Source organism: Bradyrhizobium sp. USDA 4454 (genome assembly GCF_054822705.1).
Map to the genome: position 1 here is coordinate 2100996 of NZ_JBTRCN010000001.1, position 22225 is coordinate 2123220.

Consider the following 22225-nt stretch of genomic DNA (forward strand, 5'->3'; position numbering starts at 1 on the left):
TGACCGCACCCCGGCTCATTGCATTTTCACCAGCTCCTGCGGCCAGCGGCCGGGACGAACCAACGCGCGCATAATCGAGAGAGGCAACCATGGCACTCAATCTGACACCCCCTGACATCAGCGAGCTGAAACCGCGGATCACCGTCTTCGGCGTCGGCGGCGCGGGTGGTAATGCCGTCAACAACATGATCACCGCCGGGTTGCAGGGCGTCGACTTCGTCGTCGCCAACACCGACGCGCAGGCGCTGACGATGTCGAAGGCGCAGCGCATCATCCAGATGGGCACCCAGGTCACCCAGGGCCTCGGCGCTGGCTCGCAGCCCGATGTCGGCGCTGCAGCCGCGCAGGAAGTCATGGACGAGCTGCGCGATCATCTCACCGGCGCCAACATGGTGTTCGTCACCGCCGGCATGGGCGGCGGCACCGGCACCGGCGCCGCGCCCGTGATCGCCAAGGCCGCCCGCGAGATGGGGATCCTCACTGTCGGCGTGGTGACGAAGCCGTTCCACTTCGAAGGCCAGCGCCGCATGCGCACCGCCGAGCACGGCATTTCCGAGCTCCACAAGGTGGTCGATACGCTGCTGATCATCCCGAACCAGAACCTGTTCCGGGTGGCCAACGAAAAGACCACCTTCGCCGACGCGTTCGCGATGGCCGACCAGGTGCTGTACTCGGGCGTCGCCTGCATCACCGACCTGATGGTCAAGGAAGGCCTGATCAACCTCGACTTCGCCGACGTGCGCGCCGTGATGCGCGAGATGGGCAAGGCGATGATGGGCACCGGCGAGGCCACCGGCGAGAAGCGCGCGCTGACCGCGGCCGAAGCTGCGATCGCCAACCCGCTGATCGACGACAGTTCGATGAAGGGCGCCCGCGGCCTGTTGATCTCGATCACCGGCGGCAAGGACCTGACCCTGTTCGAGGTCGACGAGGCCGCGACCCGCATCCGCGAGGAGGTCGATGCCGACGCCAACATCATCGTTGGCGCCACCTTCGACGAATCGCTCGACGGCATCATTCGCGTCTCGGTGGTCGCAACCGGCATCGAGCAGGCCGCGATCGCGTCGCGTGCCCAAGCTCCCGCGCAGCAGTCGGGTGGTTCGCCGGAGAGCCGGCTGGCCGATCTGACCGCCCGCCTGCGCGCCGACAATCAGCGCATGGCCGAGCGTGCCCAGAAGCTGGAGCCGCCGACCGGCGTGACCGTTGCGCCGATTGCAGCTCCGTCCGCAGCCCAGCAACGTCCGGCCGTCGAGCGCGCCGCGCTGGCGGCGATCGCTGCCGCGGTTGCCCCGGACAGCGCGCCCCAGGCTCCGATGCAGCCGGCCTCCTACGGCGATGTCACGGTGCGGCCGATTGCCCAGAAGCCGTCGTTGTTCCCGGACCACGAGGCGGCCAAGGCCGAGCAGCACGAGCAGATGCCGCCCGAGACCTTCATCCCGCAGGCGGCCGAGCGGTCGCCGGTCCGTGCCCCGCGGATGCCGAAGTTCGAGGACCTGCCGATGCCGGCGCAGGCGGAAATCCGCCAGGCCAGTGGTGACGGCGATGCGGAACACCCGCAGAAGACCCGGCTGTCGCTGCTGCAGCGGTTGGCCAATGTCGGCCTCGGCCGCCGCGACGAGGAGACTGAGCCGCCGATCGCCGCCCGTGCCTCCGGTCCGGCAATGCCCGCGATGCCGGCGCTGCCCGAGCGCAAGCCGGCCCGCAGCGTCGCCCAGCAGATCTCGGCGAACGAATCGCCGGTATCGGAATATGCAAAGCGGCCCGCGCCGCAGGGACTGGACGCTCATGGCCGTCAGGCACCTGTTGCCCCGGCGCCACAGGGCGACGACCATCTTGATATCCCGGCCTTCCTGCGCCGGCAGGCAAACTGAAGTTTGTTACAATCTTGGCGACAAAGAAGGCCTCGGCAGGGAACCGCCGGGGCCTTCTCTTTTCGGCGGGCAGGCGGTTCGGCTCGATGAACAAGCAACTGATTTTAAATGATTAATTATTCTTTGGGTGGTTGGATAGTGGCGCTCCGCGGGCCGTTTCCGCTGCTGCAATTTGGTTAAGCGCGGGCACGAAAGCGGCAAAGATGGGGTAACAATCGGTAAACAAGCGTGAATTGGCGCGGTTTAGGGCAATCACTATGGTCTGCCGGGACTTGGGGAGCTCAAGCGAGTCGGCCTTGGGGAAGTTTGGCCACTTGTTTTGAGTGAAGTCGGGTAGTGGGCATTATCGAATGAAGTTCAGCCGTCAGACAACGCTTCGGTCGCAAGCCACCGTGACTGGCGTAGGCGTTCATTCCGGTCTTCCTGTCAGTCTCACGTTGGGACCTGCACCTGTTGATGCGGGTTTCATTTTTGTCCGCACCGGTCTCGACGGTGCCGACCGCGAAGTGACCGCCACCGCAGACGCTGTGATCGCAACCGAGTTTGCAACGGTACTCGGCGACCGCGAAGGGCCACTGGTCTCGACCGCTGAGCATGTGCTCGCGGCGCTGCGGGGCATGGGCGTCGACAACGCCACGATCGAAATCGACGGGTCGGAAGTTCCGATCATGGACGGCAGCGCTGCCGCGTTTGTCGCAGCCATCGATCAGGCCGGCATCGTGACCCAGCCTGGCGTCCGCCGCTTCATCCAGGTGCTGAAGCCGGTGCAGGTCAAGATCGGCGATGCGATGGGCGAGCTGCGTCCCTTCGCCGGCGGGTTCCGCGCCGAAGTCGAGATCGATTTCACCAACAAGGTGATCGGCCGCCAGACTTATTCCTTCGATCTGTCGCCGGAAGGCTTCCGCCGCGAGGTCGCGCGTGCTCGCACCTTCGGCTGCATGAGCGATGTGGCGCGGCTGTGGGGCGCAGGCTTCGCGCTCGGCGCCTCCTTCGACAACACCGTGGTGTTCGACGAGGCCCGCCTGCTCAATGCCGAGGGCCTACGCTATGCCGACGAGTGCGCCCGCCACAAGGTGCTCGACGTGATCGGCGATCTGGCGCTGGCCGGCCTGCCGCTGCTCGGCAGCTACCGTTCGATCCGGGGTGGTCACAAGCTGAACAACGCGGTGCTGAAGGCGCTGCTGGCCGACCGCAGCGCCTGGCGGGTGGTCGAGTCGGAGACTGCGCGCCGGCCGGTCCGCGGCCATGCCGAATCCGGTGCAGGCACCGTGGGCGGCCTCGTTGCCCCGGCCTATGGCCCGGACGTGTCCTGATCGCCCAGGTCCTCATCGCCTAGGCGGTCAGGCCCAATTTCCGCAATAACCACGGCAGGCTGTGGGCCTTGTCAGGCCGCCTTATTCCCGGCGGATTGGCTCCCTATTCGGTTGGTCCACGGTCATTTTTCGGTTAACCAGGCCCGCGGTTGCCTGATACGGCGCCAACGGCACGAGAGATATTGCATCCATGACCGCGGTTTCATGGGTGGAGTGGGGTCGCCGTTAACCGCATCACAGGCGTCAGGTTTTACAATTCATGTCGGCAATGCGTATGGCGCTCGAACCACGCTCCTCTTCTGACGTCTCCGGCCTGACCAGGGCCGCGCGCACGCTGCGTCTTGCGGCGGGCCTGATCGTGCTGGCGTTGCCGCTCTCAGGCTGCGGCACCGGCGCGCTGTGGGACAAATTCATGGCCAAGGACGATACCTTCGTCGATGAGCCCGCGGACAAGCTCTACAACGAGGGCTTGTACATGATGAACGAGAAGAAGGACCTGAAGGCCGCGTCGAAGAAGTTCGAGGAAGTCGACCGTCAGCACCCCTATTCGGACTGGGCGCGCAAGTCGCTATTGATGTCGGCCTATTCGTACTATCAGGCCGGCGATTACGACAGCTGCATCGGCTCCGCCACCCGCTACGTTACGCTGCATCCCGGTAGCCCGGACGCGTCCTACGCCCAGTACCTGATCGCGGCATCGCATTTCGACCAGATCCCGGACATCTCGCGCGACCAGGGCCGCACCGAGAAGGCGATCGCGGCGCTCGAAGAGGTGGTACGCAAATATCCGACCTCGGAATACGCCACCCAGGCCAAGTCCAAGATCCAGGCCGCGCGCGACCAGCTCGCCGGCAAGGAGATGGCGGTCGGCCGCTACTACATGGAGAAGCGCGACTTCACCGCCGCAATCAACCGCTTCAAGACGGTGGTCACGCAGTACCAGACCACGCGCCATGTCGAAGAGGCGCTGTACCGGCTCACCGAGGCCTACATCGCGATCGGCATCGTCGGCGAGGCGCAGACCGCGGCCGCCGTGCTCGGCCACAATTTTCCGGACAGCCGCTGGTACAAGGACGCCTATAATCTAGTAAAGTCCGGCGGTCTCGAGCCGAGCGAGAATCAGGGATCCTGGATCAGCAGGACCTTCAAGAAGATAGGTCTCGGCTAGGAATTGTCCTCGCATGCTGGCCCGTCTGTCGATCCGTGACATCGTCCTGATCGAGCGGCTTGATATCGAATTTTCCCGTGGTCTGGCGGTGCTGACCGGCGAAACCGGCGCCGGCAAATCCATCCTGCTCGATGCCTTTGCGCTGGCGCTCGGCGGCCGCGGCGATGCCGGCCTGGTCCGCCATGGCGCCGAGCAGGGGCAGGTCACCGCCACGTTCGACGTCCCGAAGGGGCATCCGGCGGCGAAAATCCTCGCCGAGAACGGCCTCGACGACACCGGTGAGATGATCCTGCGCCGCGTGCAGCTCGCCGATGGCCGCACCCGCGCCTTCATCAACGACCAGGCGATCAGCGTGCAGACCCTGAAGGCGGTTGGTGCCGCGCTGGTCGAGATCCACGGCCAGCACGACGAGCGCGCGCTGGTCGACGCCTCCACACATCGCCAGCTGCTCGATGCCTTCGCCGGCCATGAGAAGGACGTCGCGGCGTTGGAAGCGCTCTGGGATGTCAGGCGGACCGCCGCTGCCGCGCTCGATGAGCATCGCGCCGGCATGGAGCGCGCGGCGCGCGAGGCCGATTATCTGCGCCATGCTTCCCAGGAGCTGAAGGCGCTGGCGCCCAAGGAGGGCGAGGAGACCGAACTCGCGGGCCGCCGCACCACCATGATGCAGGGCGAGAAGGTCGCGACCGATCTGCGCGAGGCGCAGGAGGCGATCGGCGGCTCGCATTCGCCGGTGCCGGCGCTGTCGGCCGCGGTGCGGCGACTGGAGCGCCGGGCCGCCAATGCGCCCACGCTGATCGAGCCGGCGGTGAAGGCGATCGACGTTGCGATCAACGCGCTGGAGGAGGCCGACCAGCACCTCCACGCCGCGCTGGCGGCGACCGATTTCGATCCGGCCGAGCTCGAGCGCATCGAGGAACGGCTGTTCGCGTTGCGCGCCGCCTCGCGCAAATATTCGACGCCGGTCGATTTGCTGGCGGCGCTGGCTGCCCAATACGCTAGTGACGTCGCGCTGATCGATGCCGGCGCCGACCAGCTGAAGACCCTGGAAGCGGCCGCCGCCGAGGCCGACAAGCGCTACGCGGCTGCAGCCGCGAAGCTCTCGGCGGCGCGGACCAAGGCGGCCGAGAAGCTCAACAAGGCCGTCAATGCCGAGCTCGCGCCGCTCAAGCTCGAGCGCGCCAAGTTCATGACCCAGGTCGAGAGCAATGCGGCAGCGCCGGGGCCGCAAGGCATCGACCGCGTCGAGTTCTGGGTCCAGACCAATCCGGGCACCAAGCCCGGACCGATGATGAAGGTCGCCTCCGGCGGCGAGCTGTCGCGCTTCCTGCTGGCGCTGAAGGTGGTGCTCGCCGATCGCGGCTCGGCGCCGACCCTGGTGTTCGACGAAATCGACACCGGCGTCGGCGGCGCGGTGGCGGATGCGATCGGATCGCGGCTGGCACGCCTCGCCGGCAAGGTGCAGGTGATGGCGGTGACACATGCGCCGCAGGTCGCCGCCCGCGCCAGCCAGCATCTTTTGATCTCCAAGGATGCGCTCGACAGGGGCAAGCGGGTGGCCACCCGCGTCAACGCGCTCGCCGCCGACCACCGCCGCGAGGAGATCGCGCGCATGCTGGCCGGCGCCGAGATCACCGCGGAGGCAAGGGCCGCCGCGGAACGGCTGCTGCGGGCGGCGAGTTAGTTGTTACTGTCATTCCGGGGCGATGCGAAGCATCGAACCCGGAATCTCGAGATTCCGGGTTCATCGCTGCGCGACGCCCCGGAATGACCACCTCAGGTACAGATCGACTCGTACAAATCATTCCACTGCGGATTGCTCGCCTCGATCAATTGCGTCTTCCAGGCTCGCCTCCACTTCTTGAGCTCCTTCTCGCGTGATATCGCAGAGATCGGGTCGTCGTAGATTTCGAACCAAACCAGCTGTGTGATGTTGTATTTGGATGTGTAGCTTGGCACGGCCTTCATGCGATGCTCGTAGACCCGGCGCACGAGATCGTTGGTGATGCCAACATAGATTGCTCCGTCTCGTCGACTCGCTAGAATGTACACGTAGTACGACATGAGCCCCCATTTCCCACACAGTCATTCCGGGGCGATGCGAAGCATCGAACCCGTAATCTCGAGATTCCGGGTTCGGTCCTAACGGACCGCCCCGGAATAACGGAAAACTATAGCGCGACCATTGCATGGCCAAGGCAGCAAAAGCGAAGACACTCCTCGACGTCGACAAGCTCACCAAGGCCCAGGCCAAGGTCGAGTTGATGCGGCTTGCGCTCGAGCTCGAACGCCACGACAAGCGCTATTATCAGGACGACGCGCCGAGCGTCACCGATGCCGAATACGACGCGCTGCGGCAGCGCTACAACGCGATCGAGAAGCGCTTCCCCGAATTCGTCACCGCGGAATCGCCGTCGCAGAAGGTCGGCGCCGCGCCGTCGGGGCGCTTCAAGAAGGTCCGCCATTCGTTGCCGATGCTGTCGCTCGACAACGCCTTTGCGGAAGCCGACGTCGTCGATTTCGTTGGACGCATTGCGCGTTTCCTGAAGCTGCCGGACGACAAGATCGATTTCTCGGCCGAGCCGAAGATCGACGGCCTGTCGATGTCGCTCCGCTACGAGGGCGGCGAGCTCGTCACTGCGGCAACGCGCGGCGACGGCGCCGAGGGTGAGGATGTCACCGCCAACATCCGCACGCTGGAGGATGTGCCGCAGAAGCTGAAGGGCCGCAATGTGCCCGAGATCTGCGAAGTCCGCGGCGAGGTCTACATGACCAAGAAGGCGTTCCTCGCGCTCAACGAGCGGCAGAAAGCTGCCGGCGACACCATCTTCGCCAATCCGCGCAATTCAGCGGCCGGCTCGCTGCGGCAGAAGGATCCCACGATCACGGCGTCTCGCCCGCTCGGCTTCTTCGCCTATGCCTGGGGCGAGATGAGCGCGATGCCGGAGGAGACCCAGACCGGTATGATCCACTGGTTCGAGCGCTGCGGCTTCAAGACCAATCCGCTGACCAAGCTGCGTCACTCGGTCGAGGAGCTGATCGCCTTCCATCGCGAGATCGAGGAGCAGCGCGCCGAGCTCGACTACGACATCGACGGCGTCGTCTACAAGGTCGACCGGATCGACTGGCAGGAGCGGCTCGGCTTCGTGTCGCGCACGCCGCGCTGGGCGATCGCGCACAAATTCCCGGCCGAGCGCGCCATGACGGTGTTGCGCGACATCGAGATCCAGGTCGGACGCACCGGCTCGTTCACGCCGGTCGGCAAGCTCGAGCCGGTCGGTGTCGGCGGCGTGATCGTGCAGAACGTCACGCTGCACAATGAGGACTACATCAAGGGCATCGGCAACAAGGGCGAGGTGCTGCGCGAGGGGCGCGACATCCGGATCGGCGACACCGTGGTGATCCAGCGCGCCGGCGACGTGATCCCGCAGGTCGTCGACGTCGTGCTCGACAAGCGGCCGAAGAGCGCCAAGGAATTCCACTTCCCGAAGAAGTGCCCGTGTCCGCTGCACACCGACGTGGTGCGCGAGGAGACCGCGACCGGCGAGGAGGGCTCGCGGCTGCGTTGCAGCGGCGAGTTCGCCTGTCCGTTCCAGAAGGTCGAGCATCTCATCCTGTTCGTGTCGCGACGGGCGTTCGACATCGACGGCCTCGGCGTGAAGCAGCTGCAATATTTCTTCGACCAAGGCTGGGTCAGGGAACCCGCCGACATCTTCACGCTGCCGAAGCGCAACGCCAGGCTGAAGCTCGAGGATATCGAGGGCTACGGCGAGACCTCGGTGCGCAATCTGTTCGCCGCGATCGACAGCCGGCGCAGGATCGGGCTGGAGCGCTTCATCTATGCGCTCGGCATGCGCCATGTCGGCGAGACCACCGCGCTGGCGCTGGCGCGGGGCTACGGTTCATGGGACGCGTTCCACGAGGCCTGCCTCAAGGTCGCCAAGGGCGATGAGGAGGCGATCGCCGAGATGGACGCGCTCGACCAGATCGGCGACACCGTGATTAAAAGCGTCGCGGACTATTTCGGCGAGAGCCACAATCGCGGCATCGTCGAGCGACTGACCGCCGAGCTCGACGAGATCATCGACGCCGAGAAGCCGAAGAGCAATTCGGCGGTTGCCGGCAAGACCGTGGTGTTCACCGGCTCGCTGGAAAAGATGACGCGCGACGAGGCCAAGGCGACCGCCGAGCGGCTCGGCGCCAAGGCCGCCGGCTCGGTGTCGAAGAAGACCGACTATGTGGTCGCAGGACCGGGCGCCGGCTCGAAGCTCGCCGAGGCCCAGAAGCACGGCGTCCAGGTGCTGACCGAAGACGAGTGGCTGAAGCTGATCGGGGAGTAGGGGCGCGGTCGCGCCACGTTCTCCACTGTCGTCCTCCGCGCAAGCGGGGGACCCAGTATTCCAGAGACAGTCATTTTTGGTCGATAGGCCGCAGCGTACTGGATCCCCCGCCTGCGCGGAGGATGACGAGTTGAGGGGGCGGTGCCCGCCTCACATCACCCCCTGCTCATCCTCCTCGGCCTGCGCGATCAGCTCCTCGCTCACCACCACGTTCCGCCGCGGCACGATGAAGATCATGGTGCAGGCGCAGGCGATCGAGATCGCTGATATCGCCGAGGTCAGCGGCAGCGTGGTGGTGGAGTGGCCGCCGAGATAGGCGCCGAATTGCGAGATCAGCGATCCGATGCCCTGCTGCAGGAAGCCCATGGCGCCGGAGGCGGTGCCGGCGGCCTCGGGACGGATGCTGATGGCGCCGGCCGCAGAATTGGCCATCACGAAGGCATTGGCGACCATCACGATCATCTGGGTGCCGAACAGCCAGAGCGGCGTCTGGTTTGCTCCAGTGAAACTCCAGATTAGGTTCAACAGGCTGCCGCCGAGCTGCAGCGCGAGGCCGAACCAGATCAGCTTTTCCAGCGCGTGCCGCGGCGCGAACCGCACGCACAGCAGATTGCCGACGAAGTAGCCGAACCCGGTCATCGCGAACCAAGCGCCATACTCGGCGCTGCTGCGGCCCATCTGGGTGACCACGATGTAGGGGCCGCCGCCGGCGAACGCGAAGATGATCTGCGACGCCAGCACCTGGCACAGGAGATAGCCGACGAAGGCGCGGCTGCGCAGCAGCTTGCCGAGGTCGCCGCGAAAGCTCGAACTGTTGGCGCGGTCGCGGCGGGTCTCGGGCAGCGCCAGCGCGATGAAGACCGTGACGGCGAGCGACGCCGCGGTGATGAAATAGAGGATCGCGCGCCAGCCGAACGTGGTCTCCAGCAGGCCGCCGGTCAGCGGGCTCACCATCTGCGCGATCATCAGCGCGGCGACGACCAGGCTGATCATGGCGCCGACCCGCTCGCGCGGATAGAGGTCGCGGATGATGGCGCGGCTGATCACCATGCCGCTGGCGCCGCCGAGCGCCTGGAAGAAGCGCGCCGCGATCAGCTGCGGCAAGGTCTCGGCGAACACGGAACCTATACCGGCCATTACCATCAGGCCGAGGCCCGCGAGCAGCACCGGCCGGCGGCCGAACTTGTCGGACAGCGGTCCCATGATCAGCTGCGACAGCGCGATGCCGACCATGTAGAGCGACACGGTCATCTGCGCGATGCTGATATCGCGGCCAAACGTGGTTGCGAGCACCGGCAGTGCCGGGACCAGCATGTAGAGCGAGATCGGCGCGACGCCCGTCATCACGACGAGCATCAGCAGCATAACCTTCGATGTCGCGATGTTGTCTCTGGTGTCGCCTTTGGCCGCGCCGGGCGGCTTGCCCATCACGCCGTGCATCAGGTCCGTTTCCGCATTGTGGAACGACTGTAGCGTGCCCGTCCGCGCGGAATACGGGAGTTTCGGCATACGCCCATGCGATTTCGGGCGAGGCGCGGTGATGTTTCGCCTCACGCAATTAGGCCGCTGTGGTCCGCTGCGGATTCCGCTGTCGTCCCGGCGAAGGCGGGACCCATAACCACAGGCGCCCGTTGTTGAAGCGCGCTGTGGCCTCAGCGTCGTGCAACAGCTGACCGCGGTGGTTATGGGTCCCGGCCTTCGCCGGGACGACATTGAGTTTGTGGATGCTCGACGCCGCTACGTCAGCGCCGCCGTCGCCTCGTCGAGCCATAGCTTGGTGGCGTTGTCGTCGAGATGCGGGCGCACCGTGCGCGCGACGCGGGCGTGGTAGTCGTTGAGCCAAGCCAGCTCACTCGGGCTCAGCATGCCGACCTCGATCAGGCGGCGATCGATCGGCGCCAGGGTCAGCGTCTCGAAGGCGTTGACCGGCTTTTCGGCGCCTGCGATGTCGGTGCCGATCACGAGCTCGAGGTTCTCGATCCGGATGCCATAGGCGTCGGTCTTGTAGTAGCCGGGCTCGTTCGACAGGATCATGCCGCGCTTCAGCGGCGTGGTGCCGAGCTTGGAGATCCGTGCCGGGCCTTCATGGACGCTGAGATAGCTCCCGACGCCATGGCCGGTGCCGTGCTCGAAATCGATCCCGGCCTGCCAGAGGTATTGCCGCGCCAGCGTGTCGAGCTGGGCGCCGGTGGTGCCGTCGGGGAAGATAGCGCGGGCGATCGCGATATGGCCGCGCAGCACGCGGGTGAAGCGGTCGCGCATCTCGTCGGTCGGCTGGCCGATCGCGATGGTGCGGGTGACGTCGGTGGTGCCGTCCTGATATTGGGCGCCGGAATCGATGAGGAGGAGATCGCCGGGCGCGATGCGGCGGTTGCTCTTGCGCGTCACGCGGTAATGCACGATGGCGCCGTTCGGCCCGGTGCCGGCGATGGTCGGGAAGGACACATCCTTCAGCGCGCCGGTCTGGCGGCGGAAGGTCTCCAGCGCCTCGACGGTGTCGATCTCGGTGAGGTGGCCGGAGGGCGCCTCGCGGTCGATCCAGGCAAGGAAACGGGTCAGCGCCACCGCGTCGCGCTGGTGCGCCGTGCGCGTGCCCTCGATCTCGGTGATGTTCTTGACCGCCTTGAGCAGGCTGACCGGATCATTGCCGCGCACCGGCTTGCCGCCGGCGCCCGCGATCAGGCGGCTCAGGGCGTCGGCTGCGGTCGCGCTGTCGAGCGCGATCGAGGCGCCGCGCTTGGCGAGCTCGGTGAGCTTTGGAGCCAGCGCCGCCGGCTCCTCGACATCGGCGGATTGCTCGAGATGGTCGCGGGTCGCGTTGGACAGCTTGCGGTGATCGATGAAAACCTGCGGCCGGCCGTCCTTCGGCACCAGCGCGTAGGACAGCGGCAGCGGCGTATGCGAGACGTCGGCGCCGCGGATGTTGAAGGTCCAGGCCACCGCATGGCTGTCGGACAGCACCAGCGCATCGACGCCGAGCTTGTTGATCTCGAGCCGGATGCGCTTGAGCTTCTCGGCCTCGATCTCGCCGGAAAACTGGGTGCCGTGGATCGAAACCGGGCCGAGCGGCGGTGCCGGCCGCTCGTGCCAGATCGCATCGAGCGGGTTGCCGTCGACGGCGACCAGCTCGGCGCCGGCCTTGGCGCAGGCCGCTGCCAGCCGTTCGGCTGCCGCAGAAGTGTGCAGCCACGGGTCAAATCCTAGGCGGTCGCCCGTCGTCAGGTGCCGGGTCAGCCAGTGTTCCGGCGGCGGCTCGACCAGCGGCTCGATCTGCCAGGCCTTGCGGTCGACCTGCTTGCCGGCCTGCAGCGTGTAGCGGCCGTCGACGAACACGGCCGCTTCCTTGGCGAGCACGATCGCGAGCCCGGCCGATCCGGTGAAGCCGGTCAGCCAGGCGAGCCGCTCCTCGGACGCCGCAACATATTCATTCTGCTGCTGGTCAGCGCGCGGAACCACAAATCCCATTAGCTTGCGCCGCGCCAGTTCCTCGCGCAGCGCGCTTAAGCGTGCGGTCAGCGCCACGCCGCCTTCGGGCTCTTCGAACGTCTGGAAATGGGCTTCGAACATCGCTGTCGCACTCTCTATCGGATGCAGCATGAGCTTCGCGCAAACGCAGTCAAGCTGACCACATTTTCGGCATAACTTCTGCTTGAAACATGGCATAGTAGAACTGACCGGACGATGTCCACTGCATGCCCTGGTCAAGCGTACGGGGAGTGTCCAGGAGTGTCTCAACTCAACGGTGAGGAGATGCACGATGCCTGCATTCACGTTTGAGAAGATCTCGCCGCCGATCCCGCCCCGCCCGATTGCGCCGGTCGAACAGAAGCCGCGTGGCGTCATCGTCCAGATGCTGGATCGTTTAGTCGAGGCGCGTGCCCGGCGTGCGACCAATCAGGACAAGGTTGAGACCGCCGGCCGCGAGTCCACAGCACCCAAATAACCAGCCCGCAGATCGCGACTACCGCTCGAGGTCGGACGCTTTCACCACAGTCGCATTGACGACCCTGGTACCCTCGAGTTCGCGCACGATCCGCTCGTCGGGGCCGACGATCCCGAGATCGAATTCGCGCTCAGGCGTCAGCAGCGTCATGCGCTGACCGACGATGACGACGACGGTCATGTCGAGAGGCTCGCCGGAGATCGCCCATTGCCTGAGCTCGTTGCGAAACGGCTCCCGGCGCCAGGCGTCGGAGAAGCCCGGATCGCACCGGACCTCGAGACCGTCATCGGAGGTGGTCAGCACGAGCTTCGATCTGGATGGCTTCCAGTGCTCCTCCAGCTGTTCGTTGACCAGCCAGACGCAACTGAACGTGCGGCATTCCGCCGGGCGGTCCGGATAGATCCGGCAGCCGCGTCCCGGCTTGCAATGCGGGCACCATGCGTTGGCCGGCTTCGTCAGGTCCTCGATGGCCATCACCTTGCAGCAGAGCGTGCAGTCGCCGCACTGTCTGCCGGTGCTGGTCATTCACCTCACCGAGCGCAGCAGCAGGCTGCTCCAGCCGTCGATCTTGAGATGCCGCAGCGGCACCAGCCCGCGGGCGCGATAGGCGGCGATGACAGCCGGTGCCTGGTGGGTCAGGAGGCCGGAGAGAATGACCTGCGCCGATGACGCAAGCTGCCGCGCCATCGGCCCGGCCAGCTTCCGCAGCGGATTGGCGAGGATGTTCGCGAGCACGAGGTCGAACGGCCCGTCCTCGGCAAACCGCGGCGATGCAAAGCCGGTGGCGCGGATCGCGTCGACCAGATGGCCGGCGCCGTTCAACCGGGCATTCTCCTCCGCCACCCGCACCGACGGCGGGTCGATGTCGCTGGCCAGCACCTTGCCGTGCAGCGCCTTGGCGGCGGCGATCCCCAGCACGCCGGTCCCGGTGCCGAGATCGAGCACCCGGCGGGGCTGATACGCTTTCAGCACGTGGTCGAGCAGCAGCAGGCAGCCGCGGGTAGTGCCGTGATGGCCGGTGCCGAAGGCGAGCGCCGCCTCGATCTCGATCCCGAGCTTGTTGGGCGGGATCCTGTGGCGGTCGTGCTGGCCGTGGACGACGAAGCGGCCGGCGGCGACCGGGATGAGGTCCTCTAGGCTGGCCTTGACCCAGTCCTTGGCCTCCACGGTGTCAAAGACCAAAGTCGATGCGACGTCCTGCCGCACGACCTGGCCGACCAGCTCGCGCAGCAAGCTTTGGTCCGGCGGCTCGGCAAAATGAACCGTGACGTCCCAGCGGCCGTCCGGGCGCTCGAAGGCCGCAAAAGCCGCCTGATCTTCGAAAAACAGCTCGGAAAGCGCGTCAACCACGCGCTTTGCAGTCGTTTCGTCAGGAAGGGTAATGCTGGCGCGATGCGTGGCTGGGGTCATTGCAGGCCGGTAGCGCGGTTTTTGTTAAAATTTCAAGTACGATTCAATCGAATATCGCGAGAATTGAGAGGTTCCCGGTTTAGACAACTTTAGATTTCACCGTAGTAGTACTGGCCCCGGAACCGGGATTTCCTGTTCCAAGGCATCACAACTCAAGGGCAGGGCTATGAAGGCTTTTATCGTTAGGTTTTTGCAGGACGAATCCGGCGCGACCGCCATCGAATATGGACTGATCGCAACGGGCATCGCGATCGCCATCATAGCTGCGGTGAATGGCGTCGGCTCGTCGCTGAGCGGGACCTTCAATTCGATCAGCGGCTCGCTCAAATAAATTTCCGTCGACGGCGTTCTCAAGGCAAGCACCGGGCAACGGCGCCCGGTGTTTTTCTTTTTGCCGGTTGTCCACCGAGCCGTGCACAGCTCGTCAACAGGGCATCACGCAGGTTATCCCCGGGTTGTCGGCCACTGTTGCACAGCCGGTCCACCACGATCTCCACCGGTTCTTCCGTCGGGCACAGCACGTCTGTCCACCGCGAACCCACAGCTTCTCAACAAGCCTGTCCACAGCTTGCGGCACCCAGGAGCGCGGCGCGGCGTTAGGCGAACAGCGCGCGATGGTCGGCCAGGACTGCGCGCGCGGCATTGTGGCCGGGCGCGCCGGTGACGCCGCCGCCGGGATGGGCGCCGGACCCGCAATGGTAGAGACCGCGGAGCGGGCCGCGGTAATCGGCATGGCCGAGCATCGGCCGCGCCGAGAACAGCTGGTTCAGCGTCAGCGCGCCGTGGAAGATGTCGCCGCCGAGCAGGCCGAACTGCCGCTCGAGGTCGAGCGGCGAGAGGATCTGGCGGCCGATCACGCTGGCCGCGAAGCCCGGCGCGTAGGCGTCGACGGTCGCGATCATCAGGTCGGCGACCTCGTCGCGATGATCGTCCCACGATGTGCCGTCTGGCAGTTGCGGCGCGACATGCTGGCAGAACAGGCTCGCGACGTGCTGGCCCGGCGGGCTCAGGCTGTCGTCGAGCGGCGAGGGGATCAGCATCTCGACCACGGGCGCCCGGCTCCAGCCGAATTCGCGCGCGTCGCGCCAGGCGCGATCCATGTAGCCCAGACTTGGCGCGATGATGATTCCGGCGGTGAGGTGATCGCCGGGGCCGGGCAGCGCGGTGAACGCGGGCAGGGCGCTCAGCGCCACGTTCATCCGGAACGTGCCGGACCCGTTTTGCCATCGCGAGATGCGGCTGCGGAACTCGCCCGCCAGCGCAGCTTCCGGCACCAGGCGCGTGTACAGCAATTTCGGATTGACGTTGGAGACGACGTATTTGGCGCGGATGGTCTCGCCATTGTCGAGGATGACCCCCAGCGCACGATCCTTTTCAACGATCACCTCGCGGACACCAGCATCGGTTGCGATCTCGACGCCATGGCTGCGCGCGGCGCGCGCCATCGCCTGGGTGATCGCGCCCATCCCACCGATCGCGTGGCCCCAGACGCCCTTCTTGCCGTTCACCTCGCCGAACGCATGGTGCAGCATCACATAGGCCGAGCCGGCCGCGTAGGGGCTGGCGTAATTGCCGACGATGGCGTCGAAGCCGAACAGCGCCTTGACGAGGTCGTGCTCGAAACGCTCGTCGAGCATCTCGCCGGCCGAGCGCGTGAACAGGTCGAGCAGATTGCGCTGCTGCTCCAGCGTCAGCCGCCGCAGGATGTTGGCGGTGCCAAGCGCGTTGAAGGCCTCGCTCAGCGCGCCCAAGCCAAAGCCCTCGACGAGGTTCGGCGGCGCGCGCAGCACGAACTGGCGCAGCACATCGGCGATGGCTTCGAGTTCCCCCGCGAACACGCCGATGGCGGCCGCGTCACGCGCGCTGAGTTTCGCGACCGATTGCTGGGTGCGGCCTTCGCCGGTCAGCAAATAGCTGCCGTCGGGCGCGGGAAGGAAATTCTGGGCGCGGCGCTCGACGATCTCAAGGCCGTGATCGGCAAGTTTCAGATCAGCAATGATTTGCGGATTGAGCAGGCTCACCGTGTAGGCGGCGACCGAATTGCGGAAGCCCGGACAGAACTCTTCGGTCACGGCGGCGCCGCCGACCACCTTGCGGCGTTCCACGACCTTCACCCGCAGCCCGGCCATCGCAAGATAGGCCGCGCAGGTGAGGCCGTTATGCCCCGCACCGATGATGACGACGTCTGTCTCGTTCATGTCCGCTTCAAGAAGGAGTGATTAGAGCAAGACCGGAAACGTGGAGACCGGTCTTCCGAAAATATCATGCTCAGAACCAAGCTAGCGTGCTGTGGCGCCGCAGCGCCGCGTCGTCAAGTCCACGTTTTCAGCGGTTTCTTGTCCGTGATACTGCCATATGCTCAATTCAAGTCCACCGGTGCGATGCCGCCGGACCCCGTCCGCCTCCGGCGCCCGCCGGGTCCACGCCGGAGCCTTCATGACGTCTGAGCCGTCCGCCTCGCGAAACCGGCTGGTGCTGGTTGTCTACACCGCCGCGATCTTCGTCTCAGCCCTGCTGCTGTTCTCGGTGCAGCCGCTGTTCACCAAGATGGTGCTGCCGCGGCTCGGCGGCTCGCCGGCGGTGTGGTCGGTGGCGATGGTGTTCTTCCAGTCGCTGCTGCTCGGCGGCTACGCCTATGCGCATCTCCTGATGAAGCTGAACAACCGCATCGTGCCGATCGCGGCGCATCTGGTGCTGCTCGTGATCGCGTTGCTGACCCTGCCGCTGTCGATCAGGAGCGGCTGGGGCGAGCCGCCGAATTCGGGCTACGCGGTCTGGCTGCTCGGCCTGTTCGCGGTCTCGATCGGGCTGCCGTTCTTCGCGCTCGCCGCCAACAATCCGCTGCTGCAGGCCTGGTTCGTGCGCACCGGCCACCCCAACGGCCCCGACCCGTATTTCCTCTACGCGTCCTCGAACATCGGCAGCTTCCTCGCGCTGTTGTCCTATCCGGTGCTGCTCGAGCCGATGTTCACGCTGCGCACCCAGAACCTGATCTGGACCGGCGGCTATGGCATGCTGATCCTCTTGATCGCAGGTTGCGGCGTGCTGCTGGTGCGGTCGCCGGCCAATGCCGCCGCGCTCAACGTGCCCCTTGATGATGCCGACGCGCCGGCGCCGTCCTGGGGCTCGCGGGCGCGCTGGATCTTCCTGGCCGCGGTGCCGTCGGGCCTCCTGATCGCGGTGACGGCGCATATCTCGACCGATGTCGCGGCCGCGCCCTTGCTGTGGGTGCTGCCGCTGTCGCTGTATCTGTTGACCTGGGTGCTGGTGTTCCAGTCGCGGCCGCTGTTGCCGCACAAATGGATGCTGCGGGCGCAGCCGCTGGCGATTGCCGGCGTCGTGATCCTGCTCGCGGTCGGCGGCGAGCAGAACCTGCTGCTGACGCTCGGTGGTCACCAACTCTGCTTCTTCATCATCGCGATGGCCTGCCATGGCGAACTCGCGCGTACCCGCCCGGCTGCGAAATATCTCACGGGCTTCTACGTCGCGCTGTCGTTCGGCGGCATGGTCGGCGGCTTGTTCGCGGGGCTTGTTGCGCCTTTTACTTTCTCGTGGATCGCCGAATATCCGATCCTGCTGGCGCTCGCGGCGCTGTGCCGGCCGCCCGGCGGCGCCGAGCGGCTGCCGCGCTGGGCCGCCTGGTACTGGCCGTTGCTCGCGGTGCTGGCGGTTGGGCTGATCGCGCCGAGCTATTCGGCCGGCGACATCTTCAACTGGTTCGTCGATCACCGGGTCTGGGTGATCTCTGGGGTCGGCGTGCTTTCGGCGCTGCTCGCGCTCGCGCTCAACGCCAATCGCTGGAAGATCTTCGCCACCGTCGTCGTCGCGCTGCTGGGGCTGCGCGCCTATCCGTCCGACGACGGCCGTGTCGAAACCGTGCGCAGCTTCTTCGGCGTGCACAAGATCGTGGTGACGCCGAACGGGCAGTATCACGTGCTGATGCACGGCACCACGATCCACGGTGCCGAGAAGTTCAAGAACGACGACGGCACGCCGGTCACGGGCAGGCCCGAGCCGATCAGCTATTACCACAAGGACGGCGGCATCGGACGGGCGATCACGGCGATGCGCGAGCGCAAGGGCGCGCCGCTAAAGGTGGCGGTGATCGGCCTCGGTTCGGGGACGCTGACCTGCGCGTCGCAGCGGGGAGAGGACTGGCGCTTTTTCGAGATCGACCAGTCGATGGTCGATACTGCGCGCGACCCGAAATATTTCACCTACATCCAGAACTGCGAACCGGACCTGAAGCCAGTGATCGGCGACGCGCGGCTGACCTTCGCCAAGGAACCGGACGGCGTCTACGATCTCATCATCGTCGACGCCTATTCGTCGGACGCGATCCCGATCCATCTCGCGACCGAAGAGGCGATGGCGATCTACAAGCAGAAGCTGGCGCCGCAGGGCGCGGTGGTGATGCACGTCTCCAACCGTCATCTCGAACTTGCCAGCGTCGTGGTCGGCATTGCCGACGCCAACGACATGAAGAGCTGGGTCTACAGCGAGGATTCCGGCCGCGACAACGAGTATATCTTCTCGACCTCGGTCGTGGTCTCGGCGCGCGAGGAGACCGATGTCGGCGAGCTCGCCTCGTCAGATTTGTGGACCGAGACCGAAGCCGACGAGAAGCAGCGGGTCTGGACCGACGACTATTCCAACGTGCTGGGTGCCGTCTACCGGCGCCTGCGCGACGGCGAGCAGTAGGCGCGAGCGGTCCTGCTCTAGCGACCCGGCATCAGCAGCCTGGCAAGTTGGGGTTCGACGATCGCCGCGAACAGTGCGGGATCGTTGAAGGCCCGCGCAGAGAGCATCGCGCCATGAACTGATGCCATCAGCATTTGCGCCTCATCTTCCGGCGGCCTGTCCAACCGGACCGCACGCTGCTCTGCGCCTGCTCGCAGCACCGACGCAAGCCAACCCGCGAGGTGATGGAAATGGCCGCGGACGCGCGTGGCGACCTCGTCCGGCAACATCGGCATCTCGCCGGCAAGCATCGCGCAGACGCAGAAGGACAGCGAGCCATCTCGAATGCACGTCTGCCAGAAGTTCACATAGGATTGCAGTTGGTCGCCCGGTCTTGCCGACTGCTCCTGAAGAGACCTCAAGCCCAGCTCGGTCTGCTGCCGGTAGCGATCGACCAGCGCCGAAACCAGATCGGCCTTGGTCGGGAAGTGATGATGAATGCTCGCCTTCCTGATCCCGATCGCATCCGAGATGTCGGCATAGCTGAACCCGTTATAGCCCCCCGCGACGATGAGGGACTGGGCGACATCGAGGATCCGCTCTGAGGTCGAGATCATTGAGTTCATATCGGCGCCTACCTTCCGGTAGGTAAGTTGTCAAGCCAGGACCAAACGCCCATTCGACACAAAAAGGTGTCCCGGCACTCGATTGACCCAAGAATACTTACCTACTAGTAGGTAGATAAATACGGAGTCAATCGATGCAAAACCGACTTTCGGCCCAATCCAGCTGGCTGCAATCCTACTATTTCGGGCGCGCGATCTTCTCGATCGCCTGGGTTGCCGCCGCCGTTCTCTTCAGCGGGCAAGCGGGCTTGGCTGCGTTCCTGCTGGTGATCTACCCGGCATGGGACGCAACAGCCAATCTGGCTGACGCGCGGGTCAATGGCGGGTTGATCGCCAACCCATCTCAGGCGTTGAATGTGGCGGTCAGTGCAATCACGGCGCTCGCCGTGATTGCGACGATCGGCCGCGATACCTATGCCGTGTTGGCGGTGTTCGGGGTTTGGGCAATCCTCGCAGGTATCCTGCAACTGGCCACCGGCGTCGGCCGCTGGCGGCATTTTGGCGCGCAATGGGCGATGGTGCTGAGTGGCGCGCAGTCGGCATTGGCCGGCGGCTACATGATCAGCCGATCGATCGGCACCGTGGCGCCGACGATTCTCGACGTCGCCCCCTATGCGGGATTCGGCGCGTTCTATTTTCTGCTTTCGGCGATCTGGCTGCTTGCCAGGGCCCATCGCAGCGCGCAGGCGTAAGTGCTGCCCGGCAGCAACGGGGCGCGCGCGTTGATTGTCGACGCGATCGCTATTTCTTCTCCGGTGCGGTCGTCTCCGCCGTCGTCGCGGAAGCGGGTGACGATGCCGCGAGCAGCGGCATCGTCGGCGTACTCTCGCCAGAATCCTCGTCGAGGAATTGCTCGACCCCGGCCTGGATCGACGCCTTCGCGCTGTCGGGGCCGCGGTCGCTGAGGTCGTTGTGATGGAATTCGGTCCGGACCACCTTGATGCCTAGCCGCGCGCAGGTCTCGTCGTCGGGCACGACGCCGGGGTCGGCCTTGAACACCGGATCGCGGGAGCGGAACGAGAGGATCTTGATCCTGCCGTCGGTGATGAAGGGCACGCGCAGATTGTCCAGCGTCACGACCTTCTTGACCAGATCGGGATGCTGCTTGGCGAAGAACATCGAGATGTCGCCGCCATTGGAGTGGCCGATCAAGGTCAGCTGGCGATAGTTGGCATTCGGGTAGAGCTTCCTGAGCTCGTCGATCGCATACATGATGTTGAAGACGCCGCGATTGTACTGCATGCGGCGGCCGACATATTCCTCGCCGACCTTGGTGACCATCGGTGCATCGGTGTCGAGATCGTGCTGAATGCTGACCACGAGGTAGCCGCGCGATGCGAACACATTGGTGAGGAACGAGTACTCGGTGTTTTTGACGGTGTTGCCATGGCTCAGGATCGCGACCGGCAGCTCGATCATCTCGGCCATCGCCTGCATTTGCCGGTCGCGACGGACTGCGACCTCGACCGTGACGTTGCGGTCGTCGCGCAGCACGTCGTGGAACGTCAGCGTGGTGTGACGGATGGCCCATCTGTCCGTGGTGAAGTAGCCGGCCATCGCCACGATGCATAGGCAAAGGACAATGATGCCCCGTTTCATCTCGACCTCTGATCTTGCCCTAACTGACCCGCGCTTCTCGCCCTGATCTCGTCCGGGCATTCCGCGTCAATCGGCCTTCAGAGGCCAGGCGGGCGCTTTTGCCGCCGAATATCGGGCCAATTTTACAATCAGATGACGGCGCGACGACCAGCCACGGCGTGCGCTGGCGCAGGCCCTTTGCAACGGTCACAAGCGGGTGAGGGGCGCGTGAACTGACGGCGCACTGGCTGAGGCGCCGTCAGTGGATCAGGACAGTGTCTCAGTCCTGATAGTTGTTGCCGTAGGGGCCGCGCTCGTAATACGGCCGCGGCTGGTAATAGCCCTGCGGCGCCGGCGCGTAGGCCTGATTGCCGTAGTATTGCTGCTGGCCATAGGCCTGCGCGCCGTAGACACGGCGGGCCGACGGCGGTGCCGGATAGCGCCGGTCGGTGGAGCTGCCGTCGGCCGGATAGATGTAGCCGTCGTCGACACGGGCCTGCGGCGGATACTCGCGCGGCTGCGGCGTCAGGACGACGGGATCGCCGGCGGCAGCGGTGCCATACTGCTCATCCTGCTGCGGTGCGCGGCGGGCGACGGCGGTGCCATTACGCCCGCGCGGATTGCGCGCCAGCGCGACCTGTGACGAACCGGTCAGCGTCACCGTGGTGTTGAGCACGCCTTCCTTCTGGACCAGTGCGTAAAGCGTCGAGGCGTTGTCGCGCGACAGCCGCACGCAGCCATGCGAGGCGGGGGTACCCAAGCGGTTCACCGAGTCGGTGCCGTGGATCGCGTGCCCGATCTTGGTGAAGAAGATCGAGTGCGGCATCGGCGCGTCGTCGAATTCCTTGGAGAAGTGATCCTCTTCCATGCGGAAGGCGCGGAAGCTGCCGTTCGGCGTTTCGCGCGAGGGGATGCCGGTCGACACCGGCCAGCGATAGCGCGCGACGCCGTCGACCGCGACGGTCATCTGCTGGTTGTCTTTGTCGATGGTGATATCGACCTTGGCCTGCGCGGCGCCGGCCGCAAGAAGCATCGCAGACGTGAACGCAATGAGGAACGAACGCATTTACCTTTGGCCTCCAGGCTGATCGCGAAGCCGCGGCTCTCCGTCCCCGGCCACCAATATGCACGGAATCCTAACTTGGTTCCAGTGGCGGATCCGGGCCATCGTTAATCCCGCGCGCGGCGCAAACAAGGCCGAAGCCCAGCTGGCCCGCCGCGGCGGGCTGACATTTTCGCGAGCAGACCGCGACCCGCGGCTCTCAAGCGGTCGTCGACACGCAACCATTTGGCCGC

Annotated in this window: 18 protein-coding genes; 9 read left to right on the forward strand and 9 right to left on the reverse strand. The window is 65.5% G+C overall.

Annotated elements, in window-relative coordinates; all coding sequences use genetic code 11:
- The first annotated feature begins 89 nt into the window (after positions 1-89).
- The 4 genes from ftsZ (at position 90) to recN (ending at position 6036) form a co-directional block, all read left to right on the forward strand.
- Positions 90-1871 (forward strand): cell division protein FtsZ, encoded by a 1782-nt coding sequence (gene ftsZ / locus ACVIW0_RS09475; protein ID WP_461352071.1) that lies wholly within the window; start codon positions 90-92, stop codon positions 1869-1871.
- Between the two features lie 350 nt (positions 1872-2221).
- Positions 2222-3184 (forward strand): UDP-3-O-acyl-N-acetylglucosamine deacetylase, encoded by a 963-nt coding sequence (gene lpxC, locus ACVIW0_RS09480; RefSeq protein WP_461352072.1) that lies wholly within the window; start codon positions 2222-2224, stop codon positions 3182-3184.
- 259 nt (positions 3185-3443) lie between these two features.
- Positions 3444-4352, forward strand: a complete 909-nt coding sequence (locus tag ACVIW0_RS09485; protein WP_461352073.1) for an outer membrane protein assembly factor BamD — start codon at positions 3444-3446, stop codon at positions 4350-4352.
- A gap of 13 nt (positions 4353-4365) precedes the next feature.
- The gene (gene recN / locus ACVIW0_RS09490) at positions 4366-6036 is read left to right on the forward strand and encodes a DNA repair protein RecN (protein ID WP_461352074.1); all 1671 of its coding nucleotides are present in this window, start codon (positions 4366-4368) and stop codon (positions 6034-6036) included.
- 92 nt (positions 6037-6128) lie between these two features.
- Here the strand turns inward: recN and ACVIW0_RS09495 are convergent, their stop codons facing one another.
- A complete protein-coding gene (locus tag ACVIW0_RS09495) occupies positions 6129-6416 on the reverse strand; it encodes a GIY-YIG nuclease family protein (RefSeq protein ID WP_461352075.1) in 288 nt (95 codons plus the stop codon).
- Positions 6417-6541: 125 nt separating this feature from the next.
- Between ACVIW0_RS09495 and ligA the strand changes: the two genes are divergently transcribed.
- On the forward strand, positions 6542-8692 hold the full coding sequence (ligA, locus tag ACVIW0_RS09500; protein ID WP_461352076.1) for an NAD-dependent DNA ligase LigA: 2151 nt from the start codon (positions 6542-6544) through the stop codon (positions 8690-8692).
- 150 nt (positions 8693-8842) lie between these two features.
- Here ligA and ACVIW0_RS09505 read toward each other — a convergent pair whose 3' ends face one another.
- Both ACVIW0_RS09505 and ACVIW0_RS09510 read right to left on the reverse strand, forming a co-directional pair.
- The gene (locus tag ACVIW0_RS09505) at positions 8843-10132 is read right to left on the reverse strand and encodes a multidrug effflux MFS transporter (RefSeq protein WP_461357288.1); all 1290 of its coding nucleotides are present in this window, start codon (positions 10130-10132) and stop codon (positions 8843-8845) included.
- A gap of 297 nt (positions 10133-10429) precedes the next feature.
- The gene (locus tag ACVIW0_RS09510) at positions 10430-12259 is read right to left on the reverse strand and encodes an aminopeptidase P family protein (RefSeq protein WP_461352077.1); all 1830 of its coding nucleotides are present in this window, start codon (positions 12257-12259) and stop codon (positions 10430-10432) included.
- Between the two features lie 190 nt (positions 12260-12449).
- On the opposite strand from ACVIW0_RS09510, the gene ACVIW0_RS09515 reads away from it, so the two are divergent.
- Complete coding sequence (locus tag ACVIW0_RS09515; RefSeq protein ID WP_461352078.1) at positions 12450-12635, forward strand: hypothetical protein; 186 nt, start codon at positions 12450-12452, stop codon at positions 12633-12635.
- Between the two features lie 18 nt (positions 12636-12653).
- On the opposite strand, the gene ACVIW0_RS09520 is transcribed toward ACVIW0_RS09515, so the two are convergent.
- Both ACVIW0_RS09520 and ACVIW0_RS09525 read right to left on the reverse strand, forming a co-directional pair.
- Complete coding sequence (locus tag ACVIW0_RS09520) at positions 12654-13160, reverse strand: YkgJ family cysteine cluster protein (RefSeq protein WP_461352079.1); 507 nt, start codon at positions 13158-13160, stop codon at positions 12654-12656.
- Complete coding sequence (locus ACVIW0_RS09525) at positions 13161-14045, reverse strand: 50S ribosomal protein L11 methyltransferase (protein WP_461352080.1); 885 nt, start codon at positions 14043-14045, stop codon at positions 13161-13163.
- 166 nt (positions 14046-14211) lie between these two features.
- Here ACVIW0_RS09525 and ACVIW0_RS09530 point away from each other — a divergent pair, with 166 nt between their 5' ends.
- Entirely contained in the window at positions 14212-14376 is a 165-nt protein-coding gene (locus tag ACVIW0_RS09530) for a Flp family type IVb pilin (protein ID WP_461352081.1), read from the forward strand.
- Between the two features lie 265 nt (positions 14377-14641).
- On the opposite strand, the gene ACVIW0_RS09535 is transcribed toward ACVIW0_RS09530, so the two are convergent.
- Positions 14642-16243, reverse strand: coding sequence for a phytoene desaturase family protein (locus tag ACVIW0_RS09535; protein WP_461352082.1), 1602 nt, complete (start codon positions 16241-16243; stop codon positions 14642-14644).
- Positions 16244-16481: 238 nt separating this feature from the next.
- Here ACVIW0_RS09535 and ACVIW0_RS09540 point away from each other — a divergent pair, with 238 nt between their 5' ends.
- Positions 16482-18746 (forward strand): fused MFS/spermidine synthase, encoded by a 2265-nt coding sequence (locus ACVIW0_RS09540; protein WP_461352083.1) that lies wholly within the window; start codon positions 16482-16484, stop codon positions 18744-18746.
- Between the two features lie 17 nt (positions 18747-18763).
- On the opposite strand, the gene ACVIW0_RS09545 is transcribed toward ACVIW0_RS09540, so the two are convergent.
- A complete protein-coding gene (locus ACVIW0_RS09545; RefSeq protein ID WP_461352084.1) occupies positions 18764-19351 on the reverse strand; it encodes a TetR/AcrR family transcriptional regulator in 588 nt (195 codons plus the stop codon).
- Positions 19352-19485: 134 nt separating this feature from the next.
- Between ACVIW0_RS09545 and ACVIW0_RS09550 the strand changes: the two genes are divergently transcribed.
- Positions 19486-20043, forward strand: a complete 558-nt coding sequence (locus tag ACVIW0_RS09550; protein WP_461352085.1) for a DUF308 domain-containing protein — start codon at positions 19486-19488, stop codon at positions 20041-20043.
- 49 nt (positions 20044-20092) lie between these two features.
- Here the strand turns inward: ACVIW0_RS09550 and ACVIW0_RS09555 are convergent, their stop codons facing one another.
- Together ACVIW0_RS09555 and ACVIW0_RS09560 are read right to left on the reverse strand one after the other, a co-directional pair.
- Complete coding sequence (locus tag ACVIW0_RS09555; RefSeq protein WP_461352086.1) at positions 20093-20950, reverse strand: alpha/beta fold hydrolase; 858 nt, start codon at positions 20948-20950, stop codon at positions 20093-20095.
- 259 nt (positions 20951-21209) lie between these two features.
- Complete coding sequence (locus ACVIW0_RS09560) at positions 21210-21995, reverse strand: L,D-transpeptidase (RefSeq protein ID WP_461352087.1); 786 nt, start codon at positions 21993-21995, stop codon at positions 21210-21212.
- Positions 21996-22225: the final 230 nt, after the last annotated feature.

Bases quoted from the DNA above. Each gene is read 5' to 3' on its own strand.
- ligA (WP_461352076.1), top strand. From the start codon at position 6,542: ATGGCCAAGGCAGCAAAAGCGAAGACACTCCTCGACGTCGACAAGCTC.
- ACVIW0_RS09505 (WP_461357288.1), bottom strand. From the start codon at position 10,132: ATGCACGGCGTGATGGGCAAGCCGCCCGGCGCGGCCAAAGGCGACACC.
- ACVIW0_RS09520 (WP_461352079.1), bottom strand. From the start codon at position 13,160: ATGACCAGCACCGGCAGACAGTGCGGCGACTGCACGCTCTGCTGCAAG.
- ACVIW0_RS09515 (WP_461352078.1), top strand. From the start codon at position 12,450: ATGCCTGCATTCACGTTTGAGAAGATCTCGCCGCCGATCCCGCCCCGC.
- ACVIW0_RS09550 (WP_461352085.1), top strand. From the start codon at position 19,486: ATGCAAAACCGACTTTCGGCCCAATCCAGCTGGCTGCAATCCTACTAT.
- ACVIW0_RS09510 (WP_461352077.1), bottom strand. From the start codon at position 12,259: ATGTTCGAAGCCCATTTCCAGACGTTCGAAGAGCCCGAAGGCGGCGTG.
- ACVIW0_RS09530 (WP_461352081.1), top strand. From the start codon at position 14,212: ATGAAGGCTTTTATCGTTAGGTTTTTGCAGGACGAATCCGGCGCGACC.
- ACVIW0_RS09485 (WP_461352073.1), top strand. From the start codon at position 3,444: ATGTCGGCAATGCGTATGGCGCTCGAACCACGCTCCTCTTCTGACGTC.
- ACVIW0_RS09560 (WP_461352087.1), bottom strand. From the start codon at position 21,995: ATGCGTTCGTTCCTCATTGCGTTCACGTCTGCGATGCTTCTTGCGGCC.
- recN (WP_461352074.1), top strand. From the start codon at position 4,366: ATGCTGGCCCGTCTGTCGATCCGTGACATCGTCCTGATCGAGCGGCTT.
- lpxC (WP_461352072.1), top strand. From the start codon at position 2,222: ATGAAGTTCAGCCGTCAGACAACGCTTCGGTCGCAAGCCACCGTGACT.
- ACVIW0_RS09535 (WP_461352082.1), bottom strand. From the start codon at position 16,243: ATGAACGAGACAGACGTCGTCATCATCGGTGCGGGGCATAACGGCCTC.
- ACVIW0_RS09555 (WP_461352086.1), bottom strand. From the start codon at position 20,950: ATGAAACGGGGCATCATTGTCCTTTGCCTATGCATCGTGGCGATGGCC.
- ACVIW0_RS09525 (WP_461352080.1), bottom strand. From the start codon at position 14,045: ATGACCCCAGCCACGCATCGCGCCAGCATTACCCTTCCTGACGAAACG.
- ACVIW0_RS09540 (WP_461352083.1), top strand. From the start codon at position 16,482: ATGACGTCTGAGCCGTCCGCCTCGCGAAACCGGCTGGTGCTGGTTGTC.
- ACVIW0_RS09495 (WP_461352075.1), bottom strand. From the start codon at position 6,416: ATGTCGTACTACGTGTACATTCTAGCGAGTCGACGAGACGGAGCAATC.
- ftsZ (WP_461352071.1), top strand. From the start codon at position 90: ATGGCACTCAATCTGACACCCCCTGACATCAGCGAGCTGAAACCGCGG.
- ACVIW0_RS09545 (WP_461352084.1), bottom strand. From the start codon at position 19,351: ATGAACTCAATGATCTCGACCTCAGAGCGGATCCTCGATGTCGCCCAG.